This is a genomic window from Thermus arciformis (genome assembly GCF_900102145.1).
Lineage (GTDB): Bacteria > Deinococcota > Deinococci > Deinococcales > Thermaceae > Thermus > Thermus arciformis.
The window spans coordinates 1-16,501 of record NZ_FNBC01000016.1 but is presented as its reverse complement, the minus strand read 5'-3'; the positions used below and the strand labels follow the sequence as shown (position 1 = coordinate 16,501).

23 protein-coding genes and 3 pseudogenes are annotated in these 16,501 nt (G+C 67.5%); 13 read left to right on the top strand and 13 right to left on the bottom strand.

The window, feature by feature from the left end:
* Positions 1 to 58: 58 nt before the first annotated feature.
* Both BLP62_RS07000 and BLP62_RS06995 read left to right on the top strand, forming a co-directional pair.
* The gene (locus BLP62_RS07000; protein WP_093007197.1) at positions 59 to 349 is read left to right on the top strand and encodes a ribbon-helix-helix protein, CopG family; all 291 of its coding nucleotides are present in this window, start codon (positions 59 to 61) and stop codon (positions 347 to 349) included.
* A complete protein-coding gene (locus BLP62_RS06995; RefSeq protein ID WP_093007195.1) occupies positions 346 to 792 on the top strand; it encodes a type II toxin-antitoxin system VapC family toxin in 447 nt (148 codons plus the stop codon). The genes BLP62_RS07000 and BLP62_RS06995 overlap by 4 nt, the downstream gene beginning before the upstream one ends.
* Positions 793 to 803: 11 nt before the next feature.
* Here the strand turns inward: BLP62_RS06995 and BLP62_RS06990 are convergent.
* From BLP62_RS06990 to BLP62_RS06970, 5 genes and pseudogenes are all read right to left on the bottom strand, one after another.
* Positions 804 to 1,279: pseudogene (locus tag BLP62_RS06990) on the bottom strand (IS701 family transposase); the annotation flags it as partial.
* A 126-nt stretch (positions 1,280 to 1,405) separates the two neighbouring features.
* Positions 1,406 to 1,732, bottom strand: a pseudogene (locus tag BLP62_RS06985) (transposase); the annotation flags it as partial.
* Positions 1,733 to 2,144: pseudogene (locus BLP62_RS14500) on the bottom strand (hypothetical protein); the annotation flags it as partial.
* Positions 2,145 to 2,282: 138 nt separating this feature from the next.
* A complete protein-coding gene (locus tag BLP62_RS06975) occupies positions 2,283 to 2,699 on the bottom strand; it encodes a TA system VapC family ribonuclease toxin (protein WP_093007193.1) in 417 nt (138 codons plus the stop codon).
* A complete protein-coding gene (locus BLP62_RS06970; protein ID WP_014511201.1) occupies positions 2,680 to 2,922 on the bottom strand; it encodes a hypothetical protein in 243 nt (80 codons plus the stop codon). The genes BLP62_RS06975 and BLP62_RS06970 overlap by 20 nt, the downstream gene beginning before the upstream one ends.
* An 87-nt stretch (positions 2,923 to 3,009) precedes the next feature.
* Here BLP62_RS06970 and BLP62_RS06965 point away from each other — a divergent pair, with 87 nt between their 5' ends.
* Positions 3,010 to 3,405, top strand: coding sequence for a hypothetical protein (locus tag BLP62_RS06965; protein WP_093007191.1), 396 nt, complete (start codon positions 3,010 to 3,012; stop codon positions 3,403 to 3,405).
* A gap of 10 nt (positions 3,406 to 3,415) precedes the next feature.
* Complete coding sequence (locus tag BLP62_RS06960) at positions 3,416 to 3,694, top strand: DUF488 domain-containing protein (RefSeq protein ID WP_093007189.1); 279 nt, start codon at positions 3,416 to 3,418, stop codon at positions 3,692 to 3,694.
* On the opposite strand, the gene msrA is transcribed toward BLP62_RS06960, so the two are convergent.
* Entirely contained in the window at positions 3,672 to 4,202 is a 531-nt protein-coding gene (gene msrA, locus BLP62_RS06955) for a peptide-methionine (S)-S-oxide reductase MsrA (RefSeq protein WP_093007187.1), read from the bottom strand. The genes BLP62_RS06960 and msrA overlap by 23 nt on opposite strands.
* Positions 4,203 to 4,399: 197 nt before the next feature.
* Here msrA and BLP62_RS06950 point away from each other — a divergent pair, with 197 nt between their 5' ends.
* The 3 genes from BLP62_RS06950 (at position 4,400) to BLP62_RS06940 (ending at position 6,087) form a co-directional block, all read left to right on the top strand.
* Positions 4,400 to 4,987: a protoglobin domain-containing protein gene (locus BLP62_RS06950; RefSeq protein WP_093007185.1), complete on the top strand. Its 588-nt coding sequence runs from the start codon at positions 4,400 to 4,402 to the stop codon at positions 4,985 to 4,987.
* Between the two features lie 74 nt (positions 4,988 to 5,061).
* Complete coding sequence (locus BLP62_RS06945) at positions 5,062 to 5,535, top strand: cytochrome P460 family protein (RefSeq protein ID WP_093007183.1); 474 nt, start codon at positions 5,062 to 5,064, stop codon at positions 5,533 to 5,535.
* 9 nt (positions 5,536 to 5,544) lie between these two features.
* Positions 5,545 to 6,087: a MarR family winged helix-turn-helix transcriptional regulator gene (locus tag BLP62_RS06940; protein ID WP_093007181.1), complete on the top strand. Its 543-nt coding sequence runs from the start codon at positions 5,545 to 5,547 to the stop codon at positions 6,085 to 6,087.
* A 98-nt stretch (positions 6,088 to 6,185) separates the two neighbouring features.
* On the opposite strand, the gene BLP62_RS06935 is transcribed toward BLP62_RS06940, so the two are convergent.
* From BLP62_RS06935 to BLP62_RS06910, 6 genes are all read right to left on the bottom strand, one after another.
* Positions 6,186 to 6,620, bottom strand: coding sequence for a c-type cytochrome (locus BLP62_RS06935; RefSeq protein WP_176758162.1), 435 nt, complete (start codon positions 6,618 to 6,620; stop codon positions 6,186 to 6,188).
* A 5-nt stretch (positions 6,621 to 6,625) separates the two neighbouring features.
* Complete coding sequence (locus BLP62_RS06930; protein ID WP_093007179.1) at positions 6,626 to 7,753, bottom strand: TIGR04053 family radical SAM/SPASM domain-containing protein; 1,128 nt, start codon at positions 7,751 to 7,753, stop codon at positions 6,626 to 6,628.
* 81 nt (positions 7,754 to 7,834) lie between these two features.
* Complete coding sequence (locus BLP62_RS06925; protein WP_241374176.1) at positions 7,835 to 9,418, bottom strand: nitrite reductase; 1,584 nt, start codon at positions 9,416 to 9,418, stop codon at positions 7,835 to 7,837.
* Positions 9,419 to 9,566: 148 nt separating this feature from the next.
* Positions 9,567 to 9,863: a hypothetical protein gene (locus tag BLP62_RS06920; RefSeq protein WP_093007175.1), complete on the bottom strand. Its 297-nt coding sequence runs from the start codon at positions 9,861 to 9,863 to the stop codon at positions 9,567 to 9,569.
* Positions 9,860 to 11,287: a cbb3-type cytochrome c oxidase subunit I gene (locus BLP62_RS06915; protein WP_093007173.1), complete on the bottom strand. Its 1,428-nt coding sequence runs from the start codon at positions 11,285 to 11,287 to the stop codon at positions 9,860 to 9,862. The genes BLP62_RS06920 and BLP62_RS06915 overlap by 4 nt, the downstream gene beginning before the upstream one ends.
* Before the next feature lie 10 nt (positions 11,288 to 11,297).
* On the bottom strand, positions 11,298 to 11,963 hold the full coding sequence (locus BLP62_RS06910; protein WP_014511214.1) for a c-type cytochrome: 666 nt from the start codon (positions 11,961 to 11,963) through the stop codon (positions 11,298 to 11,300).
* Between the two features lie 207 nt (positions 11,964 to 12,170).
* On the opposite strand from BLP62_RS06910, the gene BLP62_RS06905 reads away from it, so the two are divergent.
* Genes BLP62_RS06905 through BLP62_RS06885 form a run of 5 tightly spaced genes read left to right on the top strand, consistent with a single transcriptional unit; the run spans position 12,171 to position 14,648 of the window.
* Positions 12,171 to 12,596 carry an RrF2 family transcriptional regulator gene (locus tag BLP62_RS06905; RefSeq protein ID WP_093007171.1) on the top strand — a complete coding sequence of 142 codons (426 nt, stop codon included), beginning with the start codon at positions 12,171 to 12,173 and terminating at the stop codon, positions 12,594 to 12,596.
* 46 nt (positions 12,597 to 12,642) lie between these two features.
* Positions 12,643 to 12,840, top strand: a complete 198-nt coding sequence (locus BLP62_RS06900; protein WP_093007169.1) for a DUF542 domain-containing protein — start codon at positions 12,643 to 12,645, stop codon at positions 12,838 to 12,840.
* Positions 12,837 to 13,133 (top strand): cupin domain-containing protein, encoded by a 297-nt coding sequence (locus BLP62_RS06895; RefSeq protein WP_093007167.1) that lies wholly within the window; start codon positions 12,837 to 12,839, stop codon positions 13,131 to 13,133. The genes BLP62_RS06900 and BLP62_RS06895 overlap by 4 nt, the downstream gene beginning before the upstream one ends.
* Positions 13,130 to 13,507, top strand: a complete 378-nt coding sequence (locus tag BLP62_RS06890) for a hypothetical protein (RefSeq protein ID WP_060384889.1) — start codon at positions 13,130 to 13,132, stop codon at positions 13,505 to 13,507. The genes BLP62_RS06895 and BLP62_RS06890 overlap by 4 nt, the downstream gene beginning before the upstream one ends.
* 43 nt (positions 13,508 to 13,550) lie before the next feature.
* Positions 13,551 to 14,648, top strand: a complete 1,098-nt coding sequence (locus BLP62_RS06885; protein ID WP_093007165.1) for a YwiC-like family protein — start codon at positions 13,551 to 13,553, stop codon at positions 14,646 to 14,648.
* A 44-nt stretch (positions 14,649 to 14,692) separates the two neighbouring features.
* Here the strand turns inward: BLP62_RS06885 and BLP62_RS06880 are convergent, their stop codons facing one another.
* Positions 14,693 to 15,979 (bottom strand): NAD(P)/FAD-dependent oxidoreductase, encoded by a 1,287-nt coding sequence (locus tag BLP62_RS06880; RefSeq protein WP_093007163.1) that lies wholly within the window; start codon positions 15,977 to 15,979, stop codon positions 14,693 to 14,695.
* Between the two features lie 148 nt (positions 15,980 to 16,127).
* Between BLP62_RS06880 and BLP62_RS06875 the strand changes: the two genes are divergently transcribed.
* A partial coding sequence (locus BLP62_RS06875; protein ID WP_244880376.1) for an aldehyde dehydrogenase family protein occupies positions 16,128 to 16,501 on the top strand: 374 nt, incomplete at its 3' end.

Here is a 16,501-nt window from a genome sequence, read left to right as displayed (position 1 = left end):
TAAGGCAAGGGACCGGCACACCTGGGGGACTCGCCGACGTGATGTATAATTGCGCTGTATGTTACGCAAGCAGGTCTACCTCACCCCTGAGGAGGAGGCCAAGCTGAAACGCCTGGCCCGCGCCACGGGGCGCACCGAGGCGGAGATCCTCCGCCTGGCCTTGGACCTCCTCCCGGAGGAGGAGGCCCCCTTGCTTCTGGCCCTGGCGGAGGAGGGGCTCTTGGAGGTCCCCGAGCGGGCCGTGACCCCGGCCCGGATGGAGGAGGCCTACCGCCGCTACCTGGGGAAGGTGGCCGGGCGCGGGCTCGGCCTCTCCGGGGCGGTCTTGGCGGACCGGGAGGGGCGGTGATCCTCCCCTACCTGGACACCTCCGCCTTGGTGAAGCGCTACGACCCGAAGGAGCCGGGAGCGGAGGAGGTGAGGACCCTCTTCGCGGAGGTTAGGGCGGTGCTCACCAGCTCCCTGGCCGTGGTGGAGGCGGTGTCCGCCTTCCGCATCAAGGAGCGGCAAGGCGTTCTTACCCCGGAGGAGGTGCGCTTGGCCGTAGAAGCCCTGGAGGCCCACGCCGCCTTGCAGTACCGCCTGGTGCCTCCCAAGCCCCCCGTTCTCCGGGAGGCCAAGCGCCTCCTCCTCCGCCACAAGCTCCGGGCCTACGACGCCTTGCACCTGGCCACGGCCTTGGTGGTGGCCCGGGTGGGAGGGGTGGCACCTTGGGAGCTACCTTTCTGGACGGCAGACGAGGAACAGGCGAGGGCGGCGGAAGCCGAGGGGCTGGCGGTGAAGCGGGTGTGATGCCTCTGGACTTACGCGGCGTCCACATTTACCGATAATAGTGGGCTCAAATCTAGCCGCAGCTTGCCTGCGATGAGTCTTCTTCGGCACCCGTAGAAGCTCAACCCCAGCCTCTCCCGCTGCCGCTCTATCAGCCCGTAGGCCACCAGCCCCAGCGCCAAGTGCGCCAGTAGCTTCCCCCTCCGCCAGTGCCGGTGCCCCCTCCACCCAAGCTCCTGCTATAGCCCCCGGAAGATCTCCTCTTGCTTACGCAAATGTGTTGGCCCGAAGGGCCAAGCATCTATGGCCTGCCGTAACCGGTAAACCTCCCGCATCCCCGAGTCCCACCACCCCCCCGGTCCGTCCCGTAAAACTTCCCCCCGCGCTTGAGGACCCCCACGGCAAAGGCCAGGCCCCTAAGCCTCCCCGTCTTGACCCAACGGGTACCCCCATGCCTCCTGAGCTGGACACCGTCCAGCACACGGTTAGACCTGAGCCTTGTGATACCCCTTCTCCCTGTTTCCTTCGCTTGGCTGACCCGGGGAAGTCCCCTAGGAGCCTTTTGCCGGGGCCCCCATGCTGGCGCAAGCCAGCATGGGGTGGTATGACAAAGTCACGCCGTAGGCGTAGCTTGGGGCCAGCCGTGGGCATGGAGCCACTCCAGGACCTGCCGCGCCGCGTACCAGGCGTCAAAGAGCACCCCCTTCGGACGAAAGCCCGCCTCCTTGGCCTACTCCAGCAGGGCCAGGGCCAGGTCCAGCTTGCTCTCCTCCCCGAAGTAGGGCAGGAAGGCCAGGGGAATCCGCCGCTTCCCGTCCGTCCAGGCTAGGACCACCAGGGACAGCCCAAACACCCAAGCCCCCGTGGAGGTGTCCCGGGCCTTCTTCGTCACGGGCGAAGCCCGTATCTTGGGGCTCAGCTTGCCTGAGCGGTAGCGCCCGATGAGCACGTCGTCCAGGATGTGGATTCGGTGACCGTGGGCCAGGGGGATGGGCTTGGTCACGGGCGAGGCCCGTAACTTGGGGTCCACCACTTGCAGAAGACCTTGCCCCCCGGAGAGCCTTATGGCCAGGTGAGCCAACAACCCCTGGGCCTTCTGGCTGCTTCCCCCTTAGGGAAACACCTTGAGGACCCGATAGAAGCGGGAACTGCTTCCCCGCAGGGGAACATCTTGGGGTGGGGGAGGGAGGGGAAGTAGGCCTTGAGGGTGGTCTTGGCGGCCAGGGTAGCCTTCTGGTGCTTTTGCTTTGGGGGGGCTTGAGGCCCTGGACCTGCAAGGCTTTCAGCTCATCATCTACCCAGACGTAGATAGCCACGAGGGTCAGCTCCGAAGGAGCTATCTTGCGGGTTTCTGCGTCAAGATGGTAAGTCAGCCGAAGGTTATGTTCTGGGGGTGCTCACGGTTTGAAAGCATACCACCCCGGGGGTCCAGATCAAGTAGCAGACGAGGGCATGCGGCATCCTCCACCTCCCAGGGTGGGGGCGAGGCCGGGGGCGGTCCCTGACCAGGGTCAAGGGGAAAGGTGAAGGACCTCCAGCCCGGGAAAGCGCAGAAAGTCCTGGTCAAAGGTCACCAGGCGGTGGCCCCCCGCCAGGGCGAAGGCCGCCAGGTAGGCGTCCGTCCAAAGCCGGGGAGAAAGCCCCCCGCGGACCAGGTCGGCCAGGGCCTCGTCCAGGCCCCCGGGCTCTTCCAAAAGCGGAACCCCCGAGCTCAAGCGGAGCTCCCAATAGACCTTCCAGGCCTCCCCTACCCCCAAGGGCTTGCCGTCCATGGCCTTGGCGTTCGTCAGGAGGCGGAGGAGGCCCAAGGCCGTGACCCGGACCAGAAAGGGATCGGAGGCCCTCTCCCAGTAAGCCCGGGCCCGGGGGTGGAAGGGGTGCTCGGGCACCAAGAGGGCAAACCAGACGTTAAGGTCCAGCAGGTCCACCCTCGTCCTCCAGAAGGGCCCAAAGCTCCTCGTGGGTGCGAACGGGGATGCGCCGCCCAGCCTCGGGGACCCGCGGCAGGGGCCTAGGCCCGGGAGATCCCCCCCGCCTCAACCCCTCCTCCAGGTAGCGGATCACCAGCTCCCGGAGGGTCTTCCCCTCCCTGGCGGCCTGGAGCTTCAGCCGCCGGTACAGGGGGTCCGGCAGGTCCAGGGTGGTGCGCATACAGCCATATTAGCATTCGGAGCCCCTAGACCGGCGAAGGTGAGAACGGCTGTTGACGCCCAGGCCCCACGCCGCCTAGGGTGAGGCGTGGTCCGCCTGCGTAAGCCCCTTCCTCCGTACACCCTTAAGATCCCGGAGGGGGGCAGGGTCTACCTCCCAGACCTCAAGGGGAAGCCCCTCGTCCTCCTGAGGAGCGAGGCCCTGGCCCAAGGCCTCGCGGCGCGGGAGGCGGAGCTCAAGGCTCTGGGGGCCCAGGCCTACCTCCTGGCCCAAGCCCCAAGGCCAAGCCCCCTCCCCCTCCTTCTGGACCCGGAAGGCGCCCTCCTCTCCGCCATCCCCGAAGGGGGCGCCCTGGTGGCGGACGCCTTCCTCGAGGTCTACCACCTGGGCCCCGTGGGGGGCGAGGAAGAGGTCCTGGACTGGCTCCGCTTCGTGGAGGCCCAGTGCCCGGAGTGCGTCCTACCGGAGGCGGACTGGCTTTGAGGAGGTGGGCATGCCCTTCCGCGCCAAGCGGGTCTACGATCCCCCTTCCCCCGAGGACGGCCTCCGGGTCCTGGTGGACCGGATCTGGCCCCGGGGGCTCCCCAAGGAAAAGGCCCGGGTGGACTGGTGGGCCAGGGAGCTCGCCCCCTCGGACGGCCTCAGGCGCTGGTTTGCCCACGACCCCGGAAAGTACCCGGAGTTTGTCCGCTTCGGCGCCAAGGAGGCGCGCTACAACAACGCCCAGGCCATCCTGGAGGAAGGGGGCCTCATGGGCGGAGAAGGGGCTTGAACGCCTTCCGGGCCTTCTCCAGCTTGGGGGCGATGACCAGGCGGCAGTAGGGGGCCTCGGGGTGGCGGGCAAAGTAGTCCCGGTGGTACTCCTCGGCGGGGTAGAAGTTGGTAAAAGGGAGAAGCTTGGTGGCGATGGGCTTCGGGTAGAGGGGGGCGAGCTCCCGCATCACCGCCTCCGCCACCCGCTTTTGCGCTTCCGAGTGGTAGAAGATGGCGGGGCTATACTGAGGCCCCACGTCGGGCCCCTGCCGGTCCTCGCTCGTGGGGTCGTGCACGGCGAAGAAGTAGCGCAGGAGGTCGGCGTAGGGGAGGACCTCGGGGTCAAAGCGCACCTGCACCGCCTCCCGGTGCCCCGTGGCCCCGGTAGAGACCTCCTCATAGGTGGGGTGGGGCACGTGCCCCCCGGCGTAGCCCGGCACCACCTCCAACACCCCTTTGAGGAGTTTGAAGGCCGCCTCCGTGCACCAGAAGCACCCGCCCGCCAAGGTGGCGATCTCTTCAGGCATAGCCTCAGGTTACCTGGCGGAGAGGGCCAGGAGGCCGGCCAACGCCACAAAGGCCACCTCGAGGGCTAATCTTCGGGGAAGAGAGGCCCGATGCCTTTTGCCATCCCACGCTGGCCTAGGCCGGTACGAGGTGGCCAGGCCTTCCGGGGTTGACAGGCGGAGGGACTGAAAGGTAATATTTAGGAGTCCTAAAGGAGGTGACCGTGGTCCTACCCGGTTATACCTACGGCGACCCCGGCCTTCCACCCTCACCGGTTTCCCTCGAGGCTCTCCACCAGCTCAAGGCCGCCCTTCTCTGGTCAGAGGAGGACGAAAAGGCCCTAAAAGAGGCGGGCGAGGTCCTCAAAGACCAGGTGGAGGAGGTTTTGGACCTCTGGTACAGCTTTGTGGGCAGCCACCCTCATCTCCTCCACTACTTCACCGACGGCCAGGGCAACCCCATCCCGGAGTACCTGGAGCGGGTGAGGAAGCGCTTTGGCCAGTGGGTTTTGGACACCTGCTTCCGGCCCCACGACGAGGCCTGGCTGGCCTATCAGCACGAGATCGGCCTGCGCCACCACCGGACCAAGAAGAACCAGACCGACGGGGTAGCCTCCGTACCCCACATCCCCTTGCGCTACCTTATCGCCTTTATCTACCCTATCACGGCCACAATCCGGCCTTTCCTGGCCAAGAAAGGTCACCCCCCGGAGGCGGTGGAGCGAATGCACCAGGCCTGGTTCAAGGCCGTGGTCCTGCAGGTGGCCCTCTGGAGCTACCCCTACGCCAAGGAAGGCGACTTTTAAATACCCCGCCGAGGCGGAAGCCTCAGCGGAGGGCCCAAAAAGGCGCCATGAAAGAAACGCCAAGGAGGTGGAGGATGAAGCGGTACGGACCTTGGTTGGCCGTGTTGGCCCTCATAGCCTTGGGGCAGTACGGGGAAACGGGCTTCCCCTACCCCGAGGGCTACCGGCTCTGGACCCACGTGAAAAGCATGGAGCTCAAGCCCGGCCATCCCCTCTACGAGAGCTTCGGGGGGCTCCACCACGTCTACGTGAACCCCGTGGGCCTCAAGACCTACCTGGAGGGCAAGAAGGCCCCCTTCCCTAGGCGTACGGTCATCGTCTTTGACCTCCTCGAGGCCAAGGTGGAGGGGAACGCCCTCATAGAGGGCCCAAGGAAGCTCATCGGGGTCATGGTCAAGGACCCGGAGCGCTACCGGGAGACGGGCGGGTGGGGCTACTACGCCTTCGGCCCCGACAAGAAGCCCCTCGCCATAGACCCCAAGGCCTGCCACGCCTGCCACCAGGGGGCGGCGAACACCGACTACGTCTTCAGCGCCTTCCAGCCCTAAGCTAGAGGGGTGGAGGAGAAGCTCCTCGCCCTCCTGGAACGCCTGGCCCAGGCGGAAAGGGCCCTCCTCACCCGGGAAGCCCACCGCCTGGGCCTCACCCCTACCCAGGCGCACCTTCTCCTCCACCTGGCGGAAAGGCCCCAAGGGGTGGTGGACCTGGCCGCCCTCTTCGCCCTCACGCCGGCCACGGTGAGCGAAGCCCTGGCCGCTTTGGAGCGCAAAGGGCTTCTCCGAAGGGAAAAGGACGAGAAGGACGGGCGGCGCTGGCGCCTTAAGCCCACGGAGGAGGGCCAGGCCCTGGCCCAGGCCCTGAAGGGCTACGCCGCCCCCCTGAGCCAGGCCCTGCGGGAGGTGGAAGACCCCGAAGGCCTCCTCCTCGGCCTCATGCACCTCCTCGCCGCCCTAGTGCGCCAGGGGGTGATGGCGGAGACCGGCCTCTGCCTCACCTGCCGCCACCTGCGGCAGGAAGAGGGATTTTTCTGCGCCCTCCTCCAGATCCCCCTGGCCCCCCTAGACCTCCGCCTCGCCTGCCCGGACCACGCCCCGGCCTAAGTACCCCGCTCTGGCTTGCGCCAGAGCGGGGGCCCCAAAAGAGCCTTCGCAAAGCCCTACCCCCGGCGTCCCATGTGGCGAAATCAAGGTGCGGACACTTAGGGGCGGCCCTTGGCCACGTCCTGGGGCTTCACGGGCTTAGCCCGGACCTTCTTGACCTCCTCGGGCGTGATCGGCTTCGGGTTCTTGTTGCCGAAGGAGGAAAGGGCGTGGTTGAGAAGGGCGGCCACCTGCTCGTCGGAGAGCTGCCCGCCGAACCCCGGCATGAGGCCGTTGTACGTGGCGCTCCCCACCTTCAAGGGTCCCTGCAGGCCGAAGAGCACCGCGTGGATCAGGTAGACGCGCCCCTCGTCCGTCTGGGCCAGCTGGTCCAGGCCCTTGAGGGCGGGGAAGGCGTTCGGGATCCCCAGCCCCGTGGACTGGTGGCAGCTTGAGCAGTACTGGGCGTAAAGCTTGGCCCCGTCCTGGGCCAAGGCCAGACCCCAAAAGCCCAAGGCCAAAAGTGCACCCACCATCAGCCTTTTCCTCACCATACCCTTCACCTCCCGATCGCCTTCTTTCCCACCTTCTCCAGCCAAGCCGGGGGCACGTAGGCGCACCGGGGCTCGCTTTGCAAGTAGTCCCCGGTCTCCGCCCAGGCCCGGGCCCGGCTGCCCCCGCAGGCGTAGCGGTACTCGCACACCCCGCATTTCCCCTTGAGGAGGTCCTTGTTCCTGAGCTCCTGGAAGAGGGAGCTATTCCGGTAGATCTCCAGAAGGGGCTTCTCCCGGACGTTCCCGGCGTAGATCGGCAAAAACCCCGAAGGGGCCACGTCCCCGGTGGCGGAGACGAAGACGAAGCCGTTCCCGTCCGTGACCCCCAGGCGGGAGTGCTCCATGCCGTCTTGGAAGTACTCCCGGTGGAGGCTCTCCCCTGCCGCCAGGGCCCGGTCTCCCCCACCCTCCTCCTTGCGCCTTTGCAGCACCACCCGGCGGAAGTGGTGGGCCTCCGTGGTCTTGACGTGGAAGGGATACGCCTTGGAGACCTGGTAAAGCCAGTGGAGGACCTCCTCAAACCCCCTGGCGGAAAGCTGCCTAAGAAGCGCCCCCCGGCCCACCGGCACCAGGAAGAAGAGGCTCCAGAGGACCACCCCCTTTTCCGCCAGGAGGTCGGGGAGGGCCCGGATCTCCGGCCAGTTCTCCCGGGTGACGGTGGTGTTCACCTGGGTGGGAAGCCCGGCCTCCTTGGCCCAGGAGAGGGCCTCGAGGGTCCTCTGGAAGGTGCCCTCTTCCCCCCGGAAGGCGTCGTGGGTTTGGGCGCTCGCCCCGTCCAGGGAGAGGGCGAGCCGGGTGACCCCGGCCTCCTTCAGGCGGAAGACCATCTCCCGGGTGAGGAGAGGCGTGGCCGCCGGGGTGAGGCCCACCTTGAGGCCCAGGGCCCGGGCGCGTTCAACGAGGAGAAAAAGGTCTTTCCGGGCCAAGGGGTCCCCCCCGGTGAGGAGGAGGAGGGGCTTCGGGCGATAGGTGGCGACCTCCTCTATGAGCCTTAAGCCCTCCTGGGTGGAAAGCTCCCCCGGCAGGGGGTGGGGCATGGCCGAGGCCCGGCAGTGGCGGCAGGCGAGGAGGCAGGCGTTCGTCACCTCCCAGGCCACCAGGTAGGGGTATTGGGCGAAGTCGGGGCGTTCCATGGAGTTATCCTCCAAGCGGGTGAGGGCGCGTTTCTATGACCGGGGTCAAGGGGCCGGGGACGAACCCCGGCCCCAAGGGCTTCAGTAGATGTCGTAGGCGGTGTTGTAGACGTTGAACTTGCCCGTGGGGGTACGCACCCAGTCCCCGGTGATCCGGGCCTTTTCCTTGAGGGTCAGGGCGTCGTAGACCACGATGAAGGTGGGCGTGTCCTTACTCCCCCAGGCGGAGACCCAGATCTCCGTGCCTCCCTTGTTGAACTCGGGGTGGACCATGCGGGCCTTGAGCTCCTGGGCCCCCGGTACCTCCCAGCACTTGGTGACCTCAAGCTTCCGCTTGTCAATGGCGCAGAGGCTGGCGGCAGCCTGGGGGCTTGGGCTCATGGGGAAGTCCACGATCACCCAGGGGCTGTTGGGGTGGGTCTTGATGAAGAGGGTACCCGCGTAGGGAAGCTGGATCCTTTTCACCACTTTCCAGGCGTACTGGGGGTGCTTCTCGGGGTCCACGCCCACCACCGTCACCTCGGGACTACCGATGTTCCCCGTGGCCCAGACCGGCCCGTAGGTGGGGTGGGTCCAGTTGGACCCCCGGCCCGGGTGAGGACGCACCCCGGCCTCCACCTCGGCCACGAACTCCCGGGTCTTGGTGTCGATGACGATGAGCTTGTTCACCGCGTTGGCCGCCACGATGAAGTAGCGCTTCAAAGCCCAGCCCCCGTCGTGGAGGAAGCGCTCGGTGTCGATCATGGTGATGGGAAGGGGCCGGCCCTGCTTGGAGAGCTGGGAGTAGTCCACGAGCCAGGTCTGGCCCGACTCCTTCAGGTTTACGATCCACTCGGGGTTGAACTGGCTGGCCACGATGGCGGCCACCCGGGCCTCCTGCACGAACTCCCCCGCCCCCTTGGTGTAGGACATGGTGGAGACCATCTTCAGGGGCTCGAGGGTTTGGCCGTCCAGGATGACCATGGTGGGCGGCCAGTAGCACCCCACCACCGCGTACTTGTCCTCAAACCCCTTGAACTTGCTGGACTCAATGGAGCGGGCGTCCACGCAAGGCTTGGACTCCGCCACCACCTGGGGCGGGTTCATCCAAAGGTCTATGAGGCTCGCCTTCCCGTCCCGGCCGATGGCCATGAAGTAGCGCCCGGTGGCGCTGGAACGCAGGATGTGGGTGGCGAAGCCCGTGGGCACGATGGTCACCAGCTCCTTCTTGTCCCCGTCGATGATGGCCACCTGGCCCGTGTCCCGGAGCACCTGTCCGAAGAAGTTTTGCCAGTTGCGGCTATGCTCGGGCTTCTTGGGCCGCTTCTCCGGGGGCACGTAGACCTTCCAGGTCTTGCGGATCTCCTCGTAGGAGGGGATGGGAGGCGTGGGCGGCTCTTCCAGGAGGAAGCGGGCCATAAGCTCGGTGTCCTTCTCGCTCAGGATGCCCTGCCGCCCCCAGTCGGGCATGCCCCCGGGAAGCCCGCCAAAGATGACCGCCTTCAGGTACTCAACCCCCCGCTCCGCCATCTTCTTGGGGTCCAGGGCCGGGCCCGTGGCCCCCTTGCGCAAGACCCCGTGGCACCCGGCGCAACGGTCAAAGTAGATCTGCGAAGCCCGCTCCTTCTCCGCCGGGCTCAGGGGAGCGGGAGCCTGGGCCAAGGCCAGGGCCCCCAACACCAACATGCCTAATAGACCTAACCCTCGTTTCATGGACTTCACCTCCACGAACTAAGATATAGGTGTCCAAGTAGGACAGATGTCCTAAGGCAAAAGTCCCTACAGGTAAAGAAGCCCCCGAGGTCCTTTGGGACCCCGGGGGCCTAGGCCAAGCCTAGTGGGCGTGCTCCCGCTCGTGGAAGGTGGTCACCACCCACCACATGCCCTGGGGGACGAAGAGGTACACCAGGGAGCTGAAGCCGATGAGGTACCTCCAGAAGGGGTCCAGGTAGGGAGGCAGGATCATGCCCAAGGCCCCCACCGCCTGGAGCAGGGCGAAGACATAGGAGAAGGCCACCACGGAGGGCCTTCCCCACATGCGCCCCAGGGCGTAGAACATGGCGTAGAACCCGGCGGCGGAGACCATGAGCATGCCGTAGAGCATGAGGTCGCGCACCGCCTCGCTAGTCATGGGGCCCCCACCTCCTTCACGGCCCTGGCCTCGCCTTTGCCGATGGTGGCGAGGTCCCAGAGGAGGACCAGGTAGCTTACGAAGAAGAAGACGCCAAACACAAACCGCCAGACCATGCCGTTCTGGAACCAGGGGTGCTGCTGGGCATCAATGTAGGCCTGCCAGGTGCTCCCCCCGATGGCCCGCTCCACCATGGTCTGGGTGAAGCCCGCCACGGTCATGGCCGCGGACATGCCGAAGATCCCCACCACCATCAGGACGAAGGCCCACTTCCAGAGCTTGGAGTCAAACCGGGGCAGGTCCGGCCTGCGCACCTGGTGCAAGGCCATATAGATGACGGTGAGGATGGCGGTCACGTAGGCCCCGAAGAAGGCCAGGTGCCCGTGGGCCGGGGCGAGCTGGGTGCCGTGGGAGTAGAGGTTGATCTGGGGCAGGGTCTGCATGAAGCCCCACACCCCCGCCCCGATGAAGTTGCCGAAGGCCTGGGCGATGGCCCAGAAGAGGGCGGGCTGGTTCACGGTCTGCATGCGGTGGACCCCGGCGTCGTAGACGGCGTGGACCACCATGGCCACGAGGGGGATGGGCTCGAGGGCGCTGAAGAAGCCGCCGAGGCCGAGCCAGTACTCGGGGGTGCCGATCCAGAAGTAGTGGTGGCCGAGGCCCAGGATCCCGGTGCCGAAGACCAAGGCGACCTCGAGGTAAAGCCAGGTCTCCACGATGCGCCTCGGCGTCCCCAAAAGGTGCATGAGGGCCATGGCCATGATGGAGCCCACCAGCACCTCCCAAGTGGCCTCCACCCAGAGGTGCACCACCCACCACCAGAAGTACTGGTCCATGGAGATGTTGGGGGTGTAGTGCATCCCCGCCGTGTAGAGCCCCGCCAGGGCCACGAGGTCAAACATGAGCACGGCCACCACCCCGGTGATCCGCTGCGCCTTCAGGGCGGTGGCCACCACGTTGTAGAGGAAGATGGCCATCACCGCCACGATGCCGATGTCCGCCCAGCGGGGAGCCTCGATGTACTCCCTTCCCTCGGTGATGAACCAAAGGGTGAAGGCGTTGCCAGGTCCGTACTGGACCAGGAGGTAGACCAGGACCACCACCGCCACGGCGCCCACCAGGGTGAAGAAGGCGGCCTTGGCGAGCCGGATGCCCACCACCTCGCGCCCGAGCTCCATGGGCAGGAACCAGTAGACCCCACCCATGAAGCCCAAAAGGAGCCAGACGATCATGGCGTTCACGTGGAGCATCCGGTTGGTCATGAAGTTGAGCTTGCCGTAGAGGAAGCCAGGGTCCAGGTACTGCCAGGCGGCCAGAAGGCCGAAGAGGACCTGCGCCCCGAAGAGGGCGAGGGCCACCCAGAAGTACCAGAGGGCGAGCTTCTGGGACTCGTAAAGCTTTCCCTGCGGTAAAGCCTGGGTCATGCTTCACCTCCTACTCCGCCGCCGCAAAGCGGTCGGGGAAGCCGTTCGTGTCTATGGCCGACATCCACTTCAGGAAGGCCACCAGGGCCTTGGCCTCCTCCTCCGTGAGGCGGAGGTTGGGCATGCGCCGAGCGAAGGTGGGGTAGCGGTCCGGGTGCTGCAGCCACTCGGCCATGGCCTCCTCCCGGGTGGCCTTCCCGGTCATGGGCATGACCATGGCCTCCCACTTGGGGTCAAGCCAGGCCCGGGTGAGGTCCGGAGCGAAGTAAGCCCCGTTGCCGAGGAGGGTGTGGCAGTCCATGCAGTTGCGGCTCTGCAAGGTCATCTTGCCCTTGTTGACCAGGGCGTAGGCCTCCGCCTCGCTCCAGACCTTGCCGAAGAAGCCCACCTCCTCGCCGATCACGGGAACGTCCCGGCGCTTCTCGTAGTCCCGCTTGAGGCCGATCTCGTGGTTGATGACCGTGTAGGCAGGCACCCGCGCTGAGCCCTCGCGGATCTGGTTCACGGAGTCCACCGTCAGGTAGACGAGGATGCCCGACATGATGAGGGAGCTCACCACCGCGGCGTTCCGCCAGAAGCGGGGCTCCAGCCAGCCCGACCCTCGGGAGAGCCACAGGGTGAGGACCACGGTGGCGAAGAGGGCCCCGATGGTGGTCTCTATCCAGCCGATCTCCATAACCTTACCCTCCTTTCACCTCCAGCTCATAAACTCGGACCTCGGGGGCTTGGTTTCCATGACTCAAGTCAAGGGCAAATGTCCCCAAGTGCTTCCTTGGGAACATTTGAGCCAGGCCGCGGTGCTCCTCCTCGCCTACGCTTTGGAAGCGGGTCCGCCCCACGGGAAGGCCAGGGAGGAGGCCTTTTGCCCGGTTACCATGGGGTCATGGCCCTGCGCAGCCTCCTCAAACGGGAAGAGTCTTACGCCCTCCACGCCCTTCTCCTCCTGGCGGAGGAATCCGGCCTCTCGGCCCAGGAGATCGCCCAGAAGCTCAAAGCCCCTCCCGCCTTCATGGCCAAGGTGCTCTCCAAACTGGCTAAGGCAGGCCTCGTGGAGAGCCGCATGGGCCGGGCAGGAGGGGTGTGGCTGAAACTTCCCCCAGAGGAGATCACCCTCCTCAAGGTGATGGAAACCCTCTCCGGCCCCGTGGTCCTGGACCCCTGCGCCACGCTGAAGCGCTGCCCCACGGAGGAGAGGCGGGGGTTTTGCCACCTGAAGCCGAACCTGGTGCGGCTGAACCAGGAGATCCGCAAAGCCTTCGCCTCCCTCACCCTGAAGGACCTCCTGCCCCAGGCCCCAGAGGGGGCATGACCCAGGTCATGGCCGGGAAACCCCTCTGACGGCGAGGCTTAGGGGCATGGAAGGGATCACCCTGAAGACCTCGGTGAACGAGATCCTCAAGCGCTTCCCCGAGGCGGTGAGGCTCCTCAATGGGCTCGGCCTGGACACCTGCTGCGGCGGGGCCGAGCCCCTGGAGGAGGCGGCCAAGGCCGCAGGGCAGGAGCCCGAGGCGGTGCTTCGCGCCCTGGAGGCCTTTCTGGAGGGAAGGGTATGAACCTCTTGGAAAAGGCCCGCTACGGGGCGGTGCGGGGGGTGGAGCTCCTCGCCGACCACCCGGAGGTGCGCCTGGTCCTCTTCAGCTTGCAAGCAGGGCAGGAGGTGCGGGGCAAGGGGGAGCCAAGGGTGCACCTCCTTTGCCTCGAGGGGGAGGGCACCCTATGGGCCGGGGAAAGGAGCATCCCCGCCACCCCCGGTACCCTCCTGGCCGCAGAGCCCGGGGAAGCCCACGGGGCCAAGGCTGGGGAAGGAACCTTTTTGGTGCTTGGCATCATCACCCCTAGGCCATGATCCCAGCAAGTCGGCTGGCCCTCACCACGGCCCTCCTCTGGTTCCTGACCGGTAGCCTGGTGGGCCTGCTCCTAGGCCTGGGCCTCCTTCCCTATACCTGGCGGCCCGCCCACGCCCACATGCAACTTCTGGGCTTCGTTAGCCTTATGATCTACGGAGTGGCCTACCACGCCCTGCCCCGCTTCCGAGGGGTGGTCTTCCGCAGGGCCGGGGTGGCCCTCCTCCAGGTGGCCTTGGCCAATCTTGGGCTTTTGGGCATGGCCCTCGCTTGGGGCCTCAACCTAGGGCCCAGCGTCTGGGGCTTCTTCGCCGGGGTCTCCTTCCTGGCGGGAGCCCTCTTCGCCCTCCTGATGTTGGAGGTGCTCTGGGCCTAAGGGACCTCCGTCCCGGGCCCTCTCCCCTACCCTGGAGCAAGGTATGCGCGCGGCAAGCGTTCCCCTCAAGTCGGTGGCCCTCCCCACGGAGCACGGGGGCTGGGGGTTCACCCTCGAGCCCCTCCTCTTAGGCCTCCTCCTCTCCCCCGGCCTCCCCACCCTGGGGCTTTTCCTCCTCGGCCTCTTCGGCTTCCTCGCCCGGCACCCCCTGAAGCTCCTTTACCAGGACCTCGCCCGGGGCAAGCGCTATCCCCGGACGGAGCTCGCCCTGAAGGTGGCGGGGGTCTACCTGGTCCTGGCCCTCTTGGGGTTCCTCCTCACCCTCCTCACCGCCCGGGGGCCCTTCCTCCTGCCCCTCCTCCTCGTCCTGCCCTTGGGGGCCTATGTGGCCTGGGCCGACGCCCAAAACCGCGCCCGGGACCTCTTCCCCGAGATCGGGGCCGCCCTCTTCATGGCCGCCTTCGCCCCCGCCGGGGTCCTCGCCGGGGGGCTTCCCGGGGAGATGGCCCTTGGGAGCTTCCTCGCCCTGGCCCTAAGGGACGTGGCCGCCCTCTACTATGCCCGTAGCCAGGTCCTTCGGGCGCGGGGCCTTAAGCCCAAGCGCTACCCCGCTCTCCTCGCCCTCTGGGGGAGTGCCCTCCTGGCCTTCCTCCTCGCCCAAGGCCGCCTCCTCCCCTACCCCGTCTTCCTCGCCCTCCTCCTCCTCGCCCTCTACGGGAGCCTCACCCTTTTCCGCCCCCCGGTGCCCGCCCGGGTGGTGGGCTGGACCCAGATGGGCTTCGGCCTCCTTGTGGTCCTGTCCGCCGCCCTGGGCTATACCCTCCAGGGCCTCCCCACGGCCCTCCTCGGGGTGCCCTCCTTGCACCGGCTCTTAGGGTTCGCCCTCGTGGCCCTCGCCTTCCTCGTGGGCGCCTATCTTCTCGTGAAGCAAGAGGTGCCCCGCTTTGTCCGGGCCCTCCTCGGCCTCTACGACTTGAACGCCCTCCTCGGCCTCCTCTACCTGGCCTTCGGGGGGAAGCTCCTCCCCCACCCCCTCCTCGCCCTCCTCGGCGTGGTCCTTCTCCACGCCCTGATCAAGCGGCCTTACCCCTGGCCCGGGATCGGCTTTCTCCTCCTCGGCCTTCTCCTCCTTTGGCACTAGGGGGGCCAGGCGCCTCGCCCGGGCCTAGGGCGGGAATCCGCCCCCTAGAGCTGGAACCGGGCCGCCTCCGCCTTCGGGCGGTAAGCAGGGTCCAGGAAGCGCCCGGGGGCGAAGGCCCGGGCCCAGGCGGGAACCCCTTCCCCCAGGGCCCAGGCCGCCAGGGCATTCCCCGCCCCGAGGGCGGCCATCACCCCGTACCCCGACAAGGCCCCGAGGACCCACACCCCCTCCTCCAGGGGCCCGAGGAGGGGGCGGTTCTCGGGGGTGCGGACGTAGTACCCCCCGTCCACCCGGGGCCGGACCCCAAGCAGGGCCCTAAGCCGGGGAAGGAGGGGGAAAAGCCCCCGCAGGGCCACCTCCCCGGCAAAGAGGGGCGGGGAGGGCAGACACCCCGAAGGGGCGGCCTCCTCCCGGGGCAGGGGGTTGTAGAGGGCGAGGAAGCCCTCCCCCTCAGGCCGGCCGTGGGCCCCCGGGGGAAGGGGGCCAAGGAGGGGAGCGAGCTCCACCTCCCCTTCCAGAAGGGCCCGCTCCTCGGGAGCGAAGATTTCCTGAGGCTCGTTCCAGATAAGGAGAGGCGCCTCCCGGGGGAAGCGCCCCTCGGGGTCGGGAAACCAGGCCTTGAAGTGGGGCTCCGCCGTCAGGGGAAGGGGGTGGCCCAAGGCCCGGAGCGCCCGGGGAAGGCCCGGCCCCAGGGCCAGGACCAAAAGGCCGAAGGACCACGCCTCTTCCCGCCCCTCCCGCCGCACCCGGGCGGACCGGGCCCGCCCCCCTTCCCGCTCCACCCCCAGGAACTCCCCGGACACGAGCCGCCCCCCGAGGGCCCTGAGCCCTTCCAAGAGGGCCATGCCGAGCCCCTGGGCGGAAAGCCACCCCGCGGGGCGCACGTGGAGGCCGCCCAGGCCCCGGAGGTGGCCCAGGTAGGGGAAGACCTCCACCAGGGCGCCGGGGAGGAGGAGGTCCAGGCCGCTCGCCGCTTCCTTGGGGTAGGTGGCCGCCTCCCGGTGGACCCGGAGGGGCCCGGCGTGGGGGGCCTCGAGGGCCATGGCCTCCAGGGCCTCGAGGCGGCCCACGTACAGGTAGCCCCGCCGGTTAGGGCGGGCCACCCCGGCGAAGGGCGGAAGGAGGTCCAGGCTCTCCCGGACCAGGGCGGCCAGGTCCTCGTCCCCCGGCCAGAAGAGGCGGTAGGCCTCCGTGGACTTGTCGCTGGTGCAGGAAAGGGGGGCCTCCCGCTCCAGCACCCAGGGCCTAAGCCCCCTCCGGCCCAAGAAGTAGGCGGCGGAAAGGCCGGCAAGGCCCCCGCCCACCACCAAAGCCTCCACGCGCCGCTCCACGCCTCTAACCTCCTTCCGGGTCTATGCCCATCCTACCCCAATGGGGATAGGCCGGGCAACCGGGCCTCCTGGGGGTCAAAATCCCCCACCCCAGCGGCCAAGGCCTCAAGCGGGAGGTCGTGTAAGGAATTCTGTGTAAGGGTCTGTCTTGGAGCTTGGCGGCGGGGCGCCCGTCCTGATCTTCGCCGACGCCGACCTGGATAGGGCGGTGGAGGAAACGCTTCGGGCCAAGTTCCGCAACGCCGGGGAGTCCTGCGTGGCCGCGAACCGGATCTTCATCCAGGCGGAGGTGGCCGAGGCCTTCGCCGAGGCCTACGCCCGAAGGGTCCAGGCCCTGAAGGTGGGGGACCCCCTCTCCGAGGAGACGGACATCGGCCCCCTGGTGAACGAGGCCGCCCTCCGGAAGGTGCAGACCCACGTGGAGGACGCCCTCGCCAAGGGAGCGAGGCTCGTGGCGGGAGGGGAGGCCAAGGGGCTCTTCTTCGCCCCCACGGTGCTTCTGGACGTGAAGCCGGAGAGCCT